This is a genomic window from Collinsella aerofaciens (genome assembly GCF_040915425.1).
Classification (GTDB): Bacteria; Actinomycetota; Coriobacteriia; order Coriobacteriales; family Coriobacteriaceae; genus Collinsella; species Collinsella aerofaciens_BW.
Genome location: NZ_JBCPDN010000003.1, coordinates 53,649 through 70,673, shown reverse-complemented (window position 1 = coordinate 70,673; position 17,025 = coordinate 53,649). Strand labels below are relative to the sequence as shown.

The following is a 17,025-nucleotide window of genomic DNA, read 5'->3' as shown; positions in this document are numbered from 1 at the left end:
GTGTTGGCTAAAATGGGTCGGCCGGGATTGGTCAATCTCGGCCGACTATATTTGGCTAAAATAATCCGACGCTAACAGCGGCACAGCAACGAAAAACACAGCTGGCAAACAGTGGCGCAGCGGCACTCCATTTTTATGTATTTCTGAAATTTCCGAAAAAGCCAGAATCTCATTAGCATTTGATAATGCCCCCCCCCCGATGGCGTATCTTATTCTTGGTTAGCATTTGTTAACGATATGTGCCCGTTGGAGCGATTCCGTGTCCCTGGATCCGAATTTTTTCTGTCAGTACGCCCCGTGCGACAACCAAAACCTATTAGCCGAGCTAGTGGCAATGGCTTCAATCCAGCAATTTCAAAAAAGAGAAATTATCCTTGAAATGGGTACCCAACAAAAATGGTTTTACCTTTTAAAACAGGGGGTAGCCTGTTCGTATTCTCTACAAAGCGATGGTTCGGAAATCACTGACTGCATAATGGCGGAGCCGGGCATGCCTGTAATGCCTAGCCCCGAGTTTGACATTCCATCCCCGACTTATATTGAAGCTTTAACAGACTGCACGCTCGTTCTTCTCAAGATAAGCGATGTTCAAAATAAAGCCCAATATAATCCAGGACTTGCAACTCTCATTAACCGATATCTATCAAGGGCTTGGCACGATCATTATAAAACCGAATCCGCCCTTAGGCTGTTGCCGGCTCGTGACCGCTACAAATGGTTTCTCGAGGAGTATCCGGGGGTTATCGACAGGGTCCCCCATTCGCGCATCTCATCATTTTTGGGCATGTCACCAATTACGCTTTCACGCGTAAGGGCAAACATATAGCAACGAGAAACTATTTCCTTTTACGTTTAATCTCAACGGTTATTGCTGAGCCGCATTCAGGACAAAAGTTGATCTCTCTACTGTATGCAATCCTACACTTCTTGCAATAACGCCATATGTCGCCCATATCAATAGGACTAGCGCAATTTGTACAGAATTGAGCATCTATCTCATTTTTTGTACCGCAGCATTGGCATTCGATCTCATCGCAACAATTGGGACGTTTTTTCATTGGAGGGACCGGACAAGGATGACGTCTAGGCACCAAATCTTCAATTTGGGCATAGCAGAGGCGCTGGCTCTCTTTGATGTTTATCAGCATGCCGATTCGATGCTCAATACTCGACCGTATTTCATCTTCGCCCTCGCTTTTAACGATATCGTCGCATAACGCATCCACTAGAACCTGATAGTCATCTTCAAGTCTTCGCGCTTCTTCTTCAAGATCATAGATCAACTCAATGCGCGGCGTGGATCGTTCACCCGCATCAAGATGGAATGGCTCATGGTCAACTGGCAGCAGTGGCATATTATCCTCCTCTTAGCTTGCTGGCTAACTATCGCAATCAATCACTAACCAGCCATTATCGCCGAAAGGCGATGGCGTTCTGGTCCCCCACATGCAGCACCTCGGCAGATATAACAAGTCTCTGCGCCACAGCGACATCATCTGCCTTGTGTCGCGTATTAAGGTCTTTCATTTCATCCGCGTAATCTCGACACAGCTACTTGCGGCCTCCGTTACGAATTTCCCAGTATTTAATGTCGTCCAACGTTTCTTGGATCCGATCCATCTTGGCATCACGCAATAAATTATCAATCTCGTCACTGCAATCAGATCTTGTGCTTCTGCTCGATATTGACTGCGTCGTTCCTGAATCGGAGAACAGCTCGCTAAAGAACTCGCCCGGAGCTGCAACGATCGCCAAGAATCCCATTGACCAGAACAAGACACAAATCAGCCTTACAAACCAGCCATATCCGTTTTCAAAGGCAAATTGACCGCCAAAAATAACCGCTCCGCAAAATGACGCAATGGGCATAAGCAGGTCTCCAATGAAATGCCCTGGACCGAACATAACGTAGCAAATATAAACTGAATAAGAGGGATTGACGAAAACCATAATCGAGACTGCGCTCATAGCCGCCAACACCAATAGGGGACTCTTCCAGCACAGCGAACAAGTCAATACCACAAGCCCAAGATATACAAGCACTATCCAAAATGCGATGGTTGAGGTTTTGGGAGATTCCGCCCATTCGCCCCAAAAGCCCGACACAGCATACTGCGCCGCCGCCCCATTGGATGAAACGACCGAAGCAATGTATACAACCATTGCTCCAAATATAAAAATTGCTATTAAATCGATTGCTTTTCTCATTTTACCCCTATCCGCAAATATCGCTTTTTTCTAGCGTCCTATAGTCTTTTGGCCGCTATTGGCTACTTTGTTTAGATTTCGGCCTCCAGCAGACATGGAAAAAGCCATACCCTAACGGCGCTCACGACAAAGACCGCTTGCCCACATCAAGTCAAAATGAATCACGGTCAACCGAAGACAGTGACATACCCATATCCTTCGCTTGGCCTCTAGCATCGATCACTTGTCACTTAACCTAAGTCTTTCCAGAAGCCAATGGCAACCGGATAACGTTGGCTTGAAGCTCGCTGACAAGATTAACGAAATCACCGGGTGTCCAAATTAAATCGGGCACCCGGCTACCAGTATCCTTATATTTTTACGGCCCAGCCATGCATTTCAGTCATCAATAAACACCGTATCGCTATCTAATGCAGCCTAGACTATGCTCCTAATTGCACCCTCCGCTTGGGACAGGAGCCCTTTCATCTTTTTCTTTTGCATCCACCCGTTAACGCCCGTCAAATCGGATTCACCCAAGAGAGCATCGCCCATCCATCCCTCAAGCACAATTTCCCTTTCGCCAAAAGCAATCGTAAAATTGCGCTGCAGCATCAGTACGCCGTCGCCCTTCGACCAACAAGGTTCACCCTTAATTAGTTTCTGTTGAAAACCGGCGCCTTCAATGATGCTCTTCCAGATCTCTAAGACTCTTGGCGTATCAATTTGACCGTGCGCGCAAATCGTTACTGTTGTCCTCGGCATCTCAAGCCCCTTCTTATTGACCCAACTCTTGACCACAGTTCGGACAGTGCTTTGCATCTCCTATGATTCGAGTTTGGCAATAAGGACATACTTTGCCTTTGTTCCGTGTCGAATCAATATCAACAACATTCTTGGATGTATAGCGCACGCTTATAAATAGAAGCGCGCCAACAATCAGTAAAACAAATCCGATTCCAATAATTGCCAAAACCGAAAGCTCCATGCTGGTAAGAGGAGCTTTAAATGTATAACGATGAGATAGCATCGCTTTTGTTATAAGCCCGTAGACCAGCGCAAAAAGCCCCAAGCCAAGTGACAGCAATGCAACGGTTTCTTTTTTTGGTTTCATTAGATCCACCCTCCAGTCAGGCAACCAACCCGTCAAATCTCGCAATCGACATGACTCCCACCGTTCAAATTTCTAGAAAACATGGTGGCTTTAATGCCATAGCCCTCGTTTGGGCTCGAAATCAAACACGAAATTATTTAGGCAAACTTTATTATCCACACTGGAAACAAACAGGCATTAGCATTTGATAACGCCCCTGCGGCATCTGAGCAACAACCGCACTAGTAGCAAACGGCTCAATCTGAGCAAAAAGAGGATGCGGACTGGTGAACAATTTATACTTTGATGTGTGCCGGGCTCGTGACAATGATGTTTGTCACGAGCCCGGCATGGTATTCATCTATGGCATTCCCCATCTTCACACGGTCGGCGTGTCTTAGCTCTCATTCTCTCGTGTACGTTTCGTTGTTGATAACAAGCTCATCCCCATTGAGAAAATAGAGCCTATCATCCGCCTCTTCAGCTTCCTCTTTGCTGCTGGCTTTCTTCCAATGTTGAGAGCTGATATTTCCTTGACTGCTACTTAGAACCAATGTCTCGTCTTCTTGAATCGTATAGCGATCGCAGCTTTCCAGCCACGCACCGTTATAGGTAAAAGGAACCGAACAATCACCATTCTCATCAAATTGGAGAATTTCGTCTCCGTCGTCGTTTGCCCAAGTTCCAACAATCGACTTCTCACCACATCCAACTAGACCAATCAGCGGGACAGAAGCCGCGGCAACGGCCATTTTAATTGCTGTTCGTCTCGAAAATAATTGTGCACCCATCTTTGCTCCCAACAGACAGCACCCGTACAAAAGATAATTTGATTATCCCCATAAGATTATTTAGCGCATTATCATTTGATTATGGTCCGACGTATCCCGAGCATAAAGAAGAGCAAATGGCTCTATTAGGCTAAATTAATCTCTTGCCGGATCGCGTCTCTTGGCGAAGCAATTGGACTATGAACATCAAGCTGTGGCAATCGTTTGCCTCAAACAACGCAGATCGCAATGCATAAAAATGGCGGTTAAGCGTACCTCCGACGCTTAACCGCCAACACAAACCAACGACTAGCGCGTCGGGTCAACTGCCACCTTGCCGCTCTCCAGCACGTGAACGCGACCGTCGGCGAGCATTTGCACGACCTCGGGATACAGCACATGCTCGATCGCGTGGATGTGCTCCTCGAGTGTGTCGACGTCCCAGCCCTCCTCGACAGCCAGTGCACGCTGGGCGATGATGGGGCCGTTGTCGTAAATCTCGTTGGCAAAGTGCACGGTCACGCCGGTCACCTTGACGCCGCGAGCAAACGCATCGTCGATCGCATGGGCGCCGGTAAAGCTCGGCAGCAATGCCGGATGCAGGTTGACCACGCGATTGGGAAACGCTGCCAGCAGCGGCGTGTGCACCATGCGCATATAGCCGGCCATCACCACGTACTCGCAGCCGCGTTCGAGCAGCTCATGCGCAATGATCTCGTCAGCCGCGATGGGGTCGGCATAGACATCCTTGGACAGCGTGAGTGTCTGGATGCCCGCACGCTCGGCGCGCTGCAAGCCCTTGGCCGAAGGGCGGCTCGACACCACAAGCTCAATCGAGGCGTTGAGCTTGCCGGCGGCGATCAGGTCGATCAGCGCCTGCAGGTTGGTACCCGAACCGCTGATAAGCACGCCGATCTTGAGCGGCTCGGCCGTATCGGTGCCGGTCGGACGGGTGTAGGGCACAAAGCCCAGGCCCTCGGCATCAGCCATCTGCTCGCTAGCGCTCATCGGAGTACACGACCTTACCGGAACCCTCGACGCACTCGCCCACGCGGAACGGCTTCTCGCCCAGCGCGACCAGAGCCTCGGTCACGGCAGCCTCGTCCTCGGGGGCGACGATCAGGCACAGGCCGACGCCCATGTTGAAGGTCTTGCATGCCTCGTTGGGCGCGAGCTCGGCCTGACGCGACACGTAGGTGATGACGGGCGGAACATCCCAGCCCATCTCGGCGCCGTTGCGGGTGACCACGGCATCGACGTCGTCGGCGAGCGCGCGGTTGAGGTTCTCGGTAATACCGCCGCCGGTGATATGGGCAATGGCATGAACGTTGGCGCCACCGTGGAGCAGCTCCAGAATCGGCTTGACGTAGATGCGCGTGGGGGCCAGCAGAGCGTCGGCCAGCGAAGCACCGCCGAGCTCCTCGAGCGGACGGCTCAGCTCCTCGGCCTTAGCGGCAGCGTCGGGCGTGCCCGGCTTGATGCCGTCGACACCGATAACCTTGCGCACGAGCGAGTAACCGTTGGAGTGCACGCCGGTGGAAGGCAGGCCCAGGATCACATCGCCGGGGCGAACGTTCGCGGGGTCGAGCATCTTGGGACGGTCGACGACGCCCACGGTAAAGCCGGCGAGGTCGTAGTCGGCCGGAGCCATGACGCCCGGGTGCTCGGCCATCTCGCCGCCCACGAGCGCGCAACCCGCGAGCTTGCAGCCGTCGGCCACGCCCTTGATGATCTTTGCCATGTGCTCGGCCTCAATGTGACCGATGGCAACGTAATCCAGGAAGAACAGCGGCTCGGCGCCCGAAGCCAAAATGTCATTGACGCACATGGCGACCAGGTCCTGGCCCACCGTCTCGTGACGGTCCATGATCTGGGCGAGCACGAGCTTGGTGCCCACGCCGTCGGTGCCGCTGATCAGGATCGGGTCTTCCATATCCTTAAGCGCGGCGGCCGAGAACAGGCCACCAAAGCCACCGATGCCGCCGATGACCTCGGGGCGGCTGGTGTCCTTGACCATCTGCTTAATAGCGTCGACGGCGCGGCCGCCCTCGGCGGTATCGACGCCGGCGTCCTCGTACGTCACATGCTTGCTGTCGCTCATCTGAGCCTTCCTCTCCCACTACCGTGGCGCCGCGCGGACGCCAAACGGTGCTCATAGTTGCGTTCATTTCGGAGCGCACCATAACAGCACGCTCCGTCATATCAACAAAACAGCAGGTAAAAACTTACCAAAATAAACCTGTCCCTACATGGCAGCTCTTAGGCCTCGCCGTGCTCCTCTTCCCAGCTGCGGTCATCGTATTTCTCGACCACGGCGTCGTCGTCAAAATGCAGCGGCTTATCCAGGTTGCGGGGCTTAAAGCCCTCCATGAACTTGTCGCGGCCAAAGCTCTCGGGAATCGCCACGGGGTAGCGTCCGGTAAAGCACGCATCGCAGTAGCCGCCCTTGGGCATGACCTTCAGCAGGCCCTCGACCGAAAGGAAGGCCAGCGAATCGGCGCCGATATACTCGCAAATCTCGTCGACCGTCTTGTTGGCGCTGATAAGCTGCGACTGCACGTCGGTATCAATGCCGTAGAAGCACGGCCAGATGACCTCGGGCGAGTTGATGCGGATATGAATCTCCTTGGCACCGGCGTTGCGCAGCATCTTGACGAGCTGCACCATGGTGGTGCCGCGGACGATGGAGTCGTCGATGACGACTAGGCGCTTGCCCTCGATGTTGTCGCGCAGCGGGTTGAGCTTCATACGCACGCCCATGGCACGCAGCTCCTGCGTAGGCTCGATAAACGTACGGCCCACATAGCGATTCTTGATGAGGCCCTCGCCAAAGGGAATGCCGCTCTCGTGCGAATAGCCCTCCGCGGGCGGCAGGCCGGAGTCGGGCACGCCGATGACCAGGTCGGCCTCGACGGGCTCCTCATGTGCCAGCTGACGACCCATGTCATAGCGGCAGGCGTAGACGCTCTTGCCGTTCATGATGGAGTCGGGGCGAGCGAAGTAGACCTGCTCAAAGATGCAGTTAGCGGGCTCTTCGGCGGCAGGCACGCCTTGCTCAGACACAAGGCCCTCGGCGCTGATGCGCAAAATCTCGCCGGGACGGACGTCGCGGACGTACTCAGCGCCCACAATGTCGAGCGCACAAGTCTCGGAGGCGACGACCCAGCCGCCGGCGCGGGTGACATGGGTGGTGGCGTCGACCGTCGCGGCGCCGTCCTGCGACGGCAGCTGCGAAACGGATGCGGCGTCGGCCTGGTCCAGGCCCTCGTCCACGAGCTTGCCCAGCACGAGCGGGCGAATGCCGTGCGGGTCGCGGAATGCGTAGAGCGCCTGCTCGTTGATGAGTGTCATGGCGTAGCCGCCGCGCACGAGCTCCATGGTCTTGCGAATGCCCTCGCGCAGATGGCCAGTACGCTGAGTAAAGTAGCCGATGAGTTTGGTCGCGACCTCGGAATCCGAGTTGGAGAGGAACGGTACGCCCAGCTCGATCAGCTGGCGACGCAGCTCGTCGGTGTTGACGAGGGTGCCGTTGTGCGCGAGCGCGATAATGACGCTATTGATGGTAGAGAGGTGCGGCTGAGAGGCTTCCCAGCTCTTGGCGCCGGCGGTGCCGTAGCGCACATGACCCACGGCCAGCTGACCGGAGAGCGTCGACAAGTCGGCATTGGAGAACACGCGGTCGAGCAGGCCCAGATCCTTGCGGACCATAACCGTACCGCCGTCACCAACGGCGATTCCCGCCGATTCTTGGCCACGGTGCTGCAGTGCACGCAGGCCAAAGTACGTCAGTCGAGCCACGTCGCGATCGGGCGCCCACACACCAAAAACGCCGCATTCCTCATGCAGCTGGTCGGAGTCCGGATCATACGTCGACATGGTGTTCACCTGTCCCGCGGCACGCTCGGCCGCGCGGATGGTTTCTTGAGACATGGCATCCCCTCAGAGCCTCGTATTTTGGCGTTACCCGCCTTATTATACGCACGGCGCGACGCGCTCCCCAGCGCATGAGCAGCGCTTTTTAAAAGCCCACCGAGCTAATAATCCGTTTTGCGGCCAAACATTTTATCGGTCTGCCCAGTGCAAGCGCCCGCGCCCCCAGATGGCCGCCGCGTCCACCGTTGGGGATTACAAAGTTGCAATTGGGACGTTCGTCCTGTCTTTTGGCAGGTCGGCGGCGTATCCTTGTACCTACAGCAAAACGAGAAAGGTTCTATATGGATCGAAACGAACTCGACCCCAGCGTCCCCAGCGCCACGGAGGTCAAGAAGATCCCCCTCATCATTAAGGTGTACGCCGTCCTATGCATCCTGTCCGGCGTGGGCACGCTCCCTTCGGTCGGCGCCTTTATGTGGCAGGTCATCACCGCGCTCATCAACGGCAACGCCGCCGCCAAGCTCGGCGACAACACGCTCGTCGCGGTCGGCCTTATCGTCGCCGGCATCATGCTCTCTGCGGCAAGCGCCGTCATCCTGATCATCTTTGGCCTGGACCTTATCAAAAACCAGCGCCGCAACGCCGCTCGCCTGTCCTACATCCTTATTGCATTCACCGTCATCGAGCTTTTGGTTGACGTGATGCTCCAGGGCATCGGGCCCTTCTTGCTTCGCCCTGCCATCCAGCTCGGCATCCTCGTCGCGCTTTCGGCCACCGTCGACCCCACGCTGCGCCAGGAGCGCGAGCTGCAGCGCCGCCTGCAGGAGATGCTCGATCGCGACGCCGCCGACGAGGGCATGCTCGGTCGCGATGAAACCGGCGAAGGCTACATCAAGCTCAACTACTTCAACCTATTCTGGGTGTTCTTTGTCTGCTGCGTGCTCGGCCTGATCGCCGAGGACATCTGGCACATGACGGTCGACGACCCCGGCGTCTACCAGAACCGCGCCGGCATGCTGTTTGGTCCCTTCAGCCCCATCTACGGATTTGGCGCCGTACTCATGACCATGGTGCTCAACCGCTTCTACAAAAAGAACCCCATCATTATCTTTTTGGTGAGCGCGCTGCTCGGCGCAAGCTTTGAGGTGTTCGTGGGTTGGTTTATGCAGACCTCGTTTGGCGTAGTCTCGTGGAGCTACTCGCATATGAAGCTCTTTGGCATGCCCGATCCGCTCGCCGTCCTTACGGGCGGACGTACCTGCACAGGCTTCGCCTGCCTGTGGGGTCTGGGTGGACTCATCTGGATCAAGCTGCTGCTGCCGAGGCTGCTCAAGCTCATCAACATGATTCCGTGGAAGAGTCGCTACTCGGCTACCGTCATCTTCACCATCATTATGCTGGTCGACGGCGTCATGACGCTGCAGTCGCTCGATTATTGGTACCAGCGCGTCAACGGCACGGAGCCGGATATTCCCGTTGCGCAGTTCTACGGCAAGTACTTCGATAATGACTTTATGGAGAATCGCTTCCAGAGCATGACCATGAGTCCCAAGGATGCGACGCGCGTGTAGCGCCAACCGCGCCCAAAACGCAAAATGCCCGCCGGTATCACACGTACCGGCGGGCATTTTTATAAACGAGCCTTCTATCGACGCAAGCCTCTACGCCTCGCGCTCGACCTCACTCACGCATTCGTTCTTGATGGTGCCAACGAGTGCCTGCAGCGCATCGACCACGTGTGGGCGAATGTCCCCGCCGATGAGTACGAGCATGATGTCGTCACCTACGGCAAGCTCGCCGCTTGCCAGCCACACGCGCACATAGCCGATACCCGGCATCGCGCGCGTGGCCTCGATAGCAGCCTGCACCTTGCTGGAGTCGTAGTCAAACACCATGCCGCTCACCTTATGCCCAGGCGCCACGCCATCGGTCTCGACTCCGCGCACCTCGGCCTTGGGCGTCGCACGTACCACACCGTTATGCGTCAGGTACATACCGCACGCAGGTGCCGACGAATCGGCCTTGGCCTCGCGCAGCCAAGCATCAACCGAAGGCATCGTTTTGCCATTCTCGAGCATCATTTCCCCTTTCACCGTCATTGAGTAGCCCATTATCTATTCCTCGACCGGCGTGAGCACCATGACGGCACGCGTGTTGCTCAGCGATAACGAACGACAGGTCACAAGCGTTACAACCTTGGTTGCCGAAGCGGCACGATCGGTGGCATCGCTCGCCACGGCAGAGGCACCGTCGAGCATCTCGGACAGGTAGTTCTTGAGCCCGTCGTCGCCCTCAAAATTGGGAGTGCGCGCCTTGGCATACGTGTCCTCGACAACTTTGGTCGCCAGTGGTCGCAGTTTATACGTAGCATCCCGTGTGATGTAGTACACATATTCAATGCTATCGAACGTTGCCTGGTCAGTCGTATCCGAAATCACGTTGAACATCGACCCATCGTTCATATGGTGGCCGTAGATCGTGGTCTGCTGGTCAACCATTCCCGGCGCGGTGTCATCGCTATCCAGGAAAATGGCCCCAGATGCATTGGCCGTACCGTCGAACAGCGTGTTGAGGTATTTGGAGTTGTTGTTGGTCTGCACCACGGGATAGTTGATGTTGGTTCCCGGCACATAAATCCAACCCACAATCTCGGGGTTTGTCTGGGCAAGTGCATCGAAGTCGATAATCGGCACGCCGCTGGCGTCCTTATCGCTTACATATTGCTTCTCGATTTTCTGGTACGAATCGCTTGCCTGCTTATAGCCAATCTGAGCATTGATAAAGATGGCAGCGGCGGCAACAATCAGGCCGATGCCGATGATGATGAGCAGAATGGGAATAATGGAGCGGCGCTTTTTGCGCGGCGGCTCGGTGTAATCCGACGGCGCGGCATGCGATGAAGACCGGGGCGGCTTCTTAGCGGTGCTATAAGATGAAGGTCGATATGCGGCCGGCGCGTCCTGCCGACGATGCGTCGCCGGTGTCACGGGGCGCGGCGCGCGCGGCTGCTGAGGAGAGGATGTCCGACCCTGCTGCGCCGCATGGGCAGCACCCGGCTTCGACGGATCGGGAATCTGAGAAGCCTTGAATCGTTTTCCCTGATAGTCGGACATGGCTCTCCTTATACTGCGGTGAAACGGCGGAACGCCTAGGCGTCGGCCATCTCCTGCTTCATCTTCTCGATAACCTTGCGGTACTCGGGGTCGCAAGCGCCCAGAATCTGTGTGGCGTAGATGGCGGCATTCTTGGCGCCGTTGATGGCAACGCAGGCCACGGGCACGCCCGAAGGCATCTGCACCATCGACAGCAGCGAATCCATACCGCCCAGGTCACTCGTCTTCATAGGCACGCCGATAACCGGCAGCGGCGTGAAAGCAGCCACGACACCACCCAGGTGAGCGGCCTTGCCGGCGGCGGCGATAATCACTTTGATACCGCGATCGGCAGCAGTCGAGGCCCACTCGTGGACCTTCGCCGGCGTGCGGTGTGCGCTCGCAATGACGAGCTCATAGGGCACACCAAGCGCCTCGAGCTCGGCGGTGCAGCCTTCCATAACGCCCAGATCGGACTTGGAACCCATGATGATCCCGACAACCGGCTTTTGATCTGCCATAAACAAAGACCTCCTGTTGAGAACGGCGACGCGGCGGATCCGCGACCCTTAACTACTGAGAGTAGTATAGCTGCTCCCGTCCCTGCGGTCTGTGTGGCGCTTCGCGGGCGGGCCAGGCTTTATCTTCACTCCGGTTGCTTTGCAAAGTCGTTCAGATAAAGCCTGGCCCGCCCGCGAAGCGCCCTGCGACCTACCGGGAATTGCTATGACGTACGTTTGCTGATGAATTGGAAGGAAAGGTCAACGGAGGCTGAAGGCAATTGGTTCAGCGAAAAACCCTGACAAACCTAATTCGTCAGGGCCCCACCAACGCTCACTCGTCGTTCATCGTTAAAGCTAGATATTCTCTTCCGCCCATTTCTCGAAATCGAGCTCTCGTCTCTGAGCAGTTCGGTAGACTTCCATGTCTTCGCGAGCGCCTACCACTACGATGGCCATCTTTTCTTTAATTCTGATGAGGCGGTACACGATTCGAATGCCACTTCCCCTGAGCTTGATCTTCATAAAGCCAGTCAAATCCGTACCTGCCTTGTTTCCAAGAGGCTTGCCGAATCCACCTTCGTTCTGCGGCAATGGGTTCGTTCTGATTTTTTCTATAGCCTTAAGGACGATCTTTCGTTGGGAGCCGTCCAGACGCTTAATATCCTTGAGAGCATCCGGGTAGAAAGCGACTTCGTACCCACTCATTCAAACTCGACCTCATCCATCTGATCGAGTTCGTCCTGGCTCACACCCAGCTCTTCCATAACATCAGACAGGGAAACAAGCGCATCGTCACTTGCCACAGCCATTCTCTTAAGCGCCAACGTTAACAAGGTGAGGTCCTCCTCCGCTTGCTTCGCTTCCCTATATTCATCGGGTGTCACAATCACAAACGCTGGCTTGTTGTGTTTGAGAACCACAACAGGATTGTCGTCCCCAACCTTCGAAAATGCAGCCGAGCCCTTACCGTGGCTGAAATCGCTAATTGAAACAAGGTTGTCGAGCATCTGCAAAGCAGGCATACATACCTCCTAAAAATGAATTCTTTTTCGAATTCATTTTATCATTCTTTTTTGCTATATTGTACCGCGCAACCGAAACAACCTTTTAGAATACGAATCCGAGCTTAGAATGACTGTTGGCCCTCGCACCGCCCTTGCCTCTTTTATTACGTCAAGTGGTATACAGCGAAGCAAAATGGCGATCTAAAGTGCGCGGCACTCGCCTCGCATCGCCACAAAAAACAAACTGCTCCCCACCCACTCGGGCAAGGAGCAAGCCTCATTTTTAATCAGACTGAGAACCACGAATGCAGAAACACAGGCGACTTCAGTCCCTTATCGCCGAGAGACGTTATTGTGCAGCCATTTCTTTAAGCTTCTCAGCCATCAACAAACACACGTCTTCCGATTGCGGGTACACGCCAAAATGATCGAAGAAACCATGGTCACATCCGGCATATTCGATGACCTCGACATCGATTCCTGAAGACCGTAATTTTGTAGCCCATTTTTCATCGGGGATACGAAGCGGATCGTATTCGGATGTCACGATAGTCACCGGGGGGAAATCAGTACAGTCCTCAAGCATTAGCGCAGAAATCAACGGGTCATGAGGAGACATTTTTCCGTGTGCACAAAGTTCGACCATCGGGCCGTCCGAATCGCGAAGATGGTCGATGCGAAAACGCGCAACGTCCTCTTGATCGGCTATCGCAGGAAAATCCTCATATCCCTCGCCCTGTTCGCCCGCAAGGTCGACTTCAGGATAGATTTCGAAGGCATGGGCTACAGCTCCAGCACCCCTGAGCTGAACACACGCATTAGTAAGGCTTCCTCCTGCGGAGTCGCCGGCGACCATTATTTTATGAGGATTGATTCCGAGATCCCCGGCATGCTCGCACACATAATCAAGAGCAAGAACGCAATCCTCGATCTGCCCGGGAAATGCCGTCTCCGGCGCCAAGCGGTATTCTGGATAAACCACCACTGCACCAGACTTTTCGGCGATGAACTCGAGCTGATGTTCAAATTGCAGAACATTCCCCGCCATAAACGCGCCGCCATGCAGGTAAACGAGCGCTGGACTTGCCTTCTTATGATTTGGTGGCGTCCAGACGAATAAATCTATATAGCGATCGGCCGCCTCCATGAGGATCTCATCGCACTGAACCTCACCATCGAGTAGGCGGTATGTCGGCTTATCCGGGCGATGGCGCATTCCAATAAGGCTCGTCCAGCTCGGAGACATGCTAACATTCCGCATCTTCTTGCGAGATACCTCGAGAATTCGTGGGTCAAGCACATGCTCTCTTTCATCATCAGGAACCGGACGAATTTGAACCTCGAGCCCCCTCTTCTCGGTTATAAACGAGCGACCGGAGATGGCGCCAATCAACGCCTCGTCGTATTGTCTGCCCATCTTAAATCCCCTCTCGGCGATAACGCCAAATCGATATTTCCATAACTTTTGAGATAACGGCTTATGATGTCCTCAGTTGTCGTATATCTATGTACTAAAGAAACTGAAGACCAAGGGGTCCACCATGCCTGCAGCAAAAGACGAGCTCACTCAGCCAGAGCTTCTCTATCAGACCGTTGAAAACGATATCCTCAAGAAAATAGTTTCTGGCGAACTCCCCGGCGGCAGTCAGATTCCCACCGAAACCGAGCTTTGCAAGCAATACAAAGTAAGCAGGATCACCGTAAGACGCGCCGTACAGAATCTCATTGACCAAAACTTGCTCTACCGCCTGCGAGGCAAGGGAACATTCGTAAACCCATCGAAGCTCACCCTGAAACGAGGAACAAGCACCATTTTCAATTTGAGCTCCGACCCCCAATACGGCGATAAAACAACCAAGTCCATCTTGGAAACAGGCTTGATCAAGGCTGATGCCCACATTGCACGGGAGCTCAAAATTGACAACGGAACCGTAGTGCAACGAGTTGCGCGCTTGGTTTATATCGAAAATGCCCCCTGCGCCATCGACACCGTTTATGCAACGCAGGGCACTCTGCCCGGACTACTGGAGCTTCTCACAGACAATGTCAGTCTTTTCGACCTGATCGCCAACCATTACAGCATCGCAACCGGTATTGAGAAGCTCAAAATCACCGCAGGAATAGCGGGGCTCCAAGAAGCAAACCTTCTCGGTTATATCGTTGGAGCCCCCGTGAGCGTTGTCGAGCACGTCACATATGCCTGCGATGAAATGCCGCTCCACTATTCAAAAACCGTTTGGCGAGCAGACGCATCGTCCTTCGAGTTCAGCATCTCAAAAGATGGACGCCTTCTCTAGCCCAAAATCCCCAGGACGCCGAGCACAATACCCGCAGCGAGAATGCCCACAATCTGCCAAATAATTTTGACCTGTTTCTTATTGCAAAGACACATAATCCCGAACGCGCAGAGCGGCAAAAGAGCCGGGAATATCCCATCGAGCGTTTCCTGCAACTTAAACGCGGTGTCGCCGAAGTTAAGAGCGAGCGGAGTGGTAACTGCAACGGTGGTCGCCACCATTCCACCAACTACCATTAGTCCCACAATCGCCAGGCCGGACGTAACTTTGTGCATTACATCAGAATCGTTCAGCTTCGAAATCATGCCACTGCCAAGCGAATAACCATACTGAAGCCCAAACCAGCGGATCAGGATCGTTGGGACATTATAAAGAAGCAGGAACAGGATTGGGCCGAGCAGACTGCCCGAAAGGCAAAGTCCTGTCACAACGCCCGTCGCAATCATGCGAAGCGTACTGGCAATCAGTGAATCTCCAATACCGGAAAGCGGAGCCATAAGCGATGCTTTCATGGCGTTAATTGAGGCGGTGTCAAAGTCCTGATTGTTGGCGTTCTCCTCCTCCATGGAGGCCACAATGCCGGCGACCAGAGGATTAAACGTAACTTGAATATTGTAGAACTCAAGATGACGCTTATATGCCTCGATCCGGTCTTCAGGCTTATCGTATAACCGCTTGATTACCGGAATCATGTCGTAGCAGAAACCAACGTTCATTTGTCGGTCAAAGCTCCACATGATGTTGAGTGGAAAGCTACGCCAAAATAACGCCTTTAAGTCTTTCTTGGTTATTCTCTTATCGGTCGATTTATTTGACTCCGGCGAGAGCTCAAGAACATCATTAGAATTCGTTGTCATCGTCAACCTCCTTAGCGACCGCCGCACTGGCAGGCATAAAAATGTGAGCCATATTGAGAATCCCAATCAGGATCAGCGAAAACGCCACGATACCGATCGTCGGAATGTTTAGATAGGCACTCAGCAAGAAGCCTCCAAAGAATAGGAAGCTCAGCTCCTTGGTGGACAGGATTGACATAAGCTGCGCAAATCCAAGCGCGGGCAGAATACCCGTTGCGATCGTAAGCCCATTCGTAAGCCAATCAGGAATGGCGTCAATCAGTGCCTGAACAGCATCATTTCCAACGTAAAAAGCCACGCCGCAAATCAAGCCAAGCGCAATGATGTAGAGAATTCCATTGGTCCACATAGCGGCTGCAATCGTTTTGGGGTCGTCTTTTTCGGCGCCACGATCAGCCCAGACAGCCATAGGAGGCGTAACAACGCTATACATAAGGCTGTCAAACATGCCGGCAAGCACCGCAGTGGGCATAGCAATAGTCAGAGCGGTCTCGGGACCCGCACCCATAGTAATCGCAAAGGCTGTTCCCAAAACTGAACCAACAATTACGTTGGGCGGCACGGCAGCACCAACCTGCCAGACCCCCATGAACGCGAGTTCGAGCTGGAAACCAACAATAACGCCAGTCGGAATATCACCCAAAAAAATACCGACAATCGCTCCGAGGACAATCGGCCGCTCGACCATCGCAGTACCGAGTAAATAATCCGATTGACCTATCGCAGCGGCAAGACCAACCAGAAAAGCCTGAAGCAGCATATTTCTCCCTCTTCCTACAAATCAAAACTTGTTACGATGCGTTTTTTCTCGCTAGCAACCTGCCTTACCTCGAACTCGATTCCATCAGCCATGGCTTTCTTAATTTCATTAATATCGGATTGGGAAAGGCGCACAGCAGGGCCAAGCTCCTTTACGCTATCCCCCAACGGTCGAGCGCCGCCTAAATTCACAGACGTTATTTTTGGACACGCACGCGCAACTTCACAGGCGTCATGTACATTTCCCGCAACAACAATTAGCTCGTATTTATCCACCGCGCTTCCGTTAAGGGCCACGATGGAATCTTCTACACTTTTGACAACCAATTTGGCATCAGCGGGTTTTGCAATTCGCAGCGCTTGAATTCGCTCTTTGCTTGCGGCGTACTCATCTGAAACCACAAGAATAGCGTTTGCTTCAAGCGTTGGATACCAAGAGAACACGGTCTGCCCATGCACTAACCGGCTATCGACGCGACACAGTTTAATCATTTTGCCCCTTTCTCGACTTGAACACAGACAATCATCCTTGACTGCCAATGGCATATTACGTCATATGACGTAATATGCCATTACATAATATCTTGAAC

20 protein-coding genes are annotated in these 17,025 nt (G+C 53.9%); 3 read left to right on the top strand and 17 right to left on the bottom strand.

Annotation, left to right across the window (positions count from 1 at the left end; translation table 11 throughout):
- The first annotated feature begins 259 nt into the window (after positions 1-259).
- Complete coding sequence (locus AB5164_RS01005) at positions 260-826, top strand: Crp/Fnr family transcriptional regulator (protein WP_117803470.1); 567 nt, start codon at positions 260-262, stop codon at positions 824-826.
- Positions 827-836: 10 nt separating this feature from the next.
- On the opposite strand, the gene AB5164_RS01000 is transcribed toward AB5164_RS01005, so the two are convergent.
- From AB5164_RS01000 to AB5164_RS00965, 8 genes are all read right to left on the bottom strand, one after another.
- A complete protein-coding gene (locus AB5164_RS01000) occupies positions 837-1,355 on the bottom strand; it encodes a double zinc ribbon domain-containing protein (protein ID WP_368138227.1) in 519 nt (172 codons plus the stop codon).
- A 196-nt stretch (positions 1,356-1,551) separates the two neighbouring features.
- Positions 1,552-2,208: a hypothetical protein gene (locus tag AB5164_RS00995; protein WP_368138226.1), complete on the bottom strand. Its 657-nt coding sequence runs from the start codon at positions 2,206-2,208 to the stop codon at positions 1,552-1,554.
- 417 nt (positions 2,209-2,625) lie between these two features.
- Complete coding sequence (locus tag AB5164_RS00990; protein ID WP_118098315.1) at positions 2,626-2,952, bottom strand: hypothetical protein; 327 nt, start codon at positions 2,950-2,952, stop codon at positions 2,626-2,628.
- Between the two features lie 13 nt (positions 2,953-2,965).
- Positions 2,966-3,301 carry a zinc ribbon domain-containing protein gene (locus tag AB5164_RS00985; RefSeq protein ID WP_349114839.1) on the bottom strand — a complete coding sequence of 112 codons (336 nt, stop codon included), beginning with the start codon at positions 3,299-3,301 and terminating at the stop codon, positions 2,966-2,968.
- A 383-nt stretch (positions 3,302-3,684) separates the two neighbouring features.
- A complete protein-coding gene (locus AB5164_RS00980) occupies positions 3,685-4,071 on the bottom strand; it encodes a hypothetical protein (RefSeq protein WP_117803467.1) in 387 nt (128 codons plus the stop codon).
- A 288-nt stretch (positions 4,072-4,359) separates the two neighbouring features.
- Positions 4,360-5,058, bottom strand: a complete 699-nt coding sequence (gene purN, locus AB5164_RS00975; protein ID WP_368142372.1) for a phosphoribosylglycinamide formyltransferase — start codon at positions 5,056-5,058, stop codon at positions 4,360-4,362.
- Positions 5,048-6,151: a phosphoribosylformylglycinamidine cyclo-ligase gene (purM, locus tag AB5164_RS00970; RefSeq protein WP_368142371.1), complete on the bottom strand. Its 1,104-nt coding sequence runs from the start codon at positions 6,149-6,151 to the stop codon at positions 5,048-5,050. The genes purN and purM overlap by 11 nt, the downstream gene beginning before the upstream one ends.
- 158 nt (positions 6,152-6,309) lie before the next feature.
- Positions 6,310-7,980 carry an amidophosphoribosyltransferase gene (locus AB5164_RS00965; protein ID WP_215673624.1) on the bottom strand — a complete coding sequence of 557 codons (1,671 nt, stop codon included), beginning with the start codon at positions 7,978-7,980 and terminating at the stop codon, positions 6,310-6,312.
- 284 nt (positions 7,981-8,264) lie between these two features.
- Between AB5164_RS00965 and AB5164_RS00960 the strand changes: the two genes are divergently transcribed.
- Positions 8,265-9,494, top strand: a complete 1,230-nt coding sequence (locus tag AB5164_RS00960) for a putative ABC transporter permease (protein ID WP_368142370.1) — start codon at positions 8,265-8,267, stop codon at positions 9,492-9,494.
- A gap of 90 nt (positions 9,495-9,584) precedes the next feature.
- Here AB5164_RS00960 and AB5164_RS00955 read toward each other — a convergent pair whose 3' ends face one another.
- From AB5164_RS00955 to AB5164_RS00930, 6 genes are all read right to left on the bottom strand, one after another.
- Complete coding sequence (locus tag AB5164_RS00955) at positions 9,585-10,004, bottom strand: molybdenum cofactor biosynthesis protein MoaE (protein ID WP_368147729.1); 420 nt, start codon at positions 10,002-10,004, stop codon at positions 9,585-9,587.
- A 33-nt stretch (positions 10,005-10,037) separates the two neighbouring features.
- Entirely contained in the window at positions 10,038-11,036 is a 999-nt protein-coding gene (locus AB5164_RS00950) for a class B sortase (protein ID WP_368142368.1), read from the bottom strand.
- A gap of 35 nt (positions 11,037-11,071) precedes the next feature.
- The gene (gene purE, locus AB5164_RS00945) at positions 11,072-11,536 is read right to left on the bottom strand and encodes a 5-(carboxyamino)imidazole ribonucleotide mutase (RefSeq protein WP_006235810.1); all 465 of its coding nucleotides are present in this window, start codon (positions 11,534-11,536) and stop codon (positions 11,072-11,074) included.
- A gap of 336 nt (positions 11,537-11,872) precedes the next feature.
- On the bottom strand, positions 11,873-12,223 hold the full coding sequence (locus AB5164_RS00940) for a type II toxin-antitoxin system RelE family toxin (RefSeq protein WP_006235811.1): 351 nt from the start codon (positions 12,221-12,223) through the stop codon (positions 11,873-11,875).
- The gene (locus AB5164_RS00935; RefSeq protein ID WP_368138313.1) at positions 12,220-12,540 is read right to left on the bottom strand and encodes a type II toxin-antitoxin system prevent-host-death family antitoxin; all 321 of its coding nucleotides are present in this window, start codon (positions 12,538-12,540) and stop codon (positions 12,220-12,222) included. Before AB5164_RS00935 ends, AB5164_RS00940 begins: the two co-directional genes overlap by 4 nt.
- A gap of 331 nt (positions 12,541-12,871) precedes the next feature.
- The gene (locus AB5164_RS00930) at positions 12,872-13,939 is read right to left on the bottom strand and encodes an alpha/beta hydrolase (RefSeq protein WP_368138314.1); all 1,068 of its coding nucleotides are present in this window, start codon (positions 13,937-13,939) and stop codon (positions 12,872-12,874) included.
- Positions 13,940-14,063: 124 nt separating this feature from the next.
- Between AB5164_RS00930 and AB5164_RS00925 the strand changes: the two genes are divergently transcribed.
- Positions 14,064-14,819, top strand: a complete 756-nt coding sequence (locus AB5164_RS00925; protein ID WP_368138315.1) for a GntR family transcriptional regulator — start codon at positions 14,064-14,066, stop codon at positions 14,817-14,819.
- Here the strand turns inward: AB5164_RS00925 and AB5164_RS00920 are convergent.
- From AB5164_RS00920 to AB5164_RS00910, 3 genes are read right to left on the bottom strand one after another with little or no spacing between them, the layout of a single operon-like run.
- A complete protein-coding gene (locus tag AB5164_RS00920; RefSeq protein WP_006235816.1) occupies positions 14,816-15,676 on the bottom strand; it encodes a PTS system mannose/fructose/sorbose family transporter subunit IID in 861 nt (286 codons plus the stop codon). The two genes, AB5164_RS00925 and AB5164_RS00920, sit on opposite strands and share 4 nt — an antisense overlap.
- Entirely contained in the window at positions 15,660-16,436 is a 777-nt protein-coding gene (locus tag AB5164_RS00915) for a PTS mannose/fructose/sorbose/N-acetylgalactosamine transporter subunit IIC (RefSeq protein ID WP_006235817.1), read from the bottom strand. Before AB5164_RS00915 ends, AB5164_RS00920 begins: the two co-directional genes overlap by 17 nt.
- A 14-nt stretch (positions 16,437-16,450) precedes the next feature.
- The gene (locus tag AB5164_RS00910) at positions 16,451-16,927 is read right to left on the bottom strand and encodes a PTS sugar transporter subunit IIB (RefSeq protein ID WP_006235818.1); all 477 of its coding nucleotides are present in this window, start codon (positions 16,925-16,927) and stop codon (positions 16,451-16,453) included.
- Positions 16,928-17,025 lie beyond the last annotated feature (98 nt).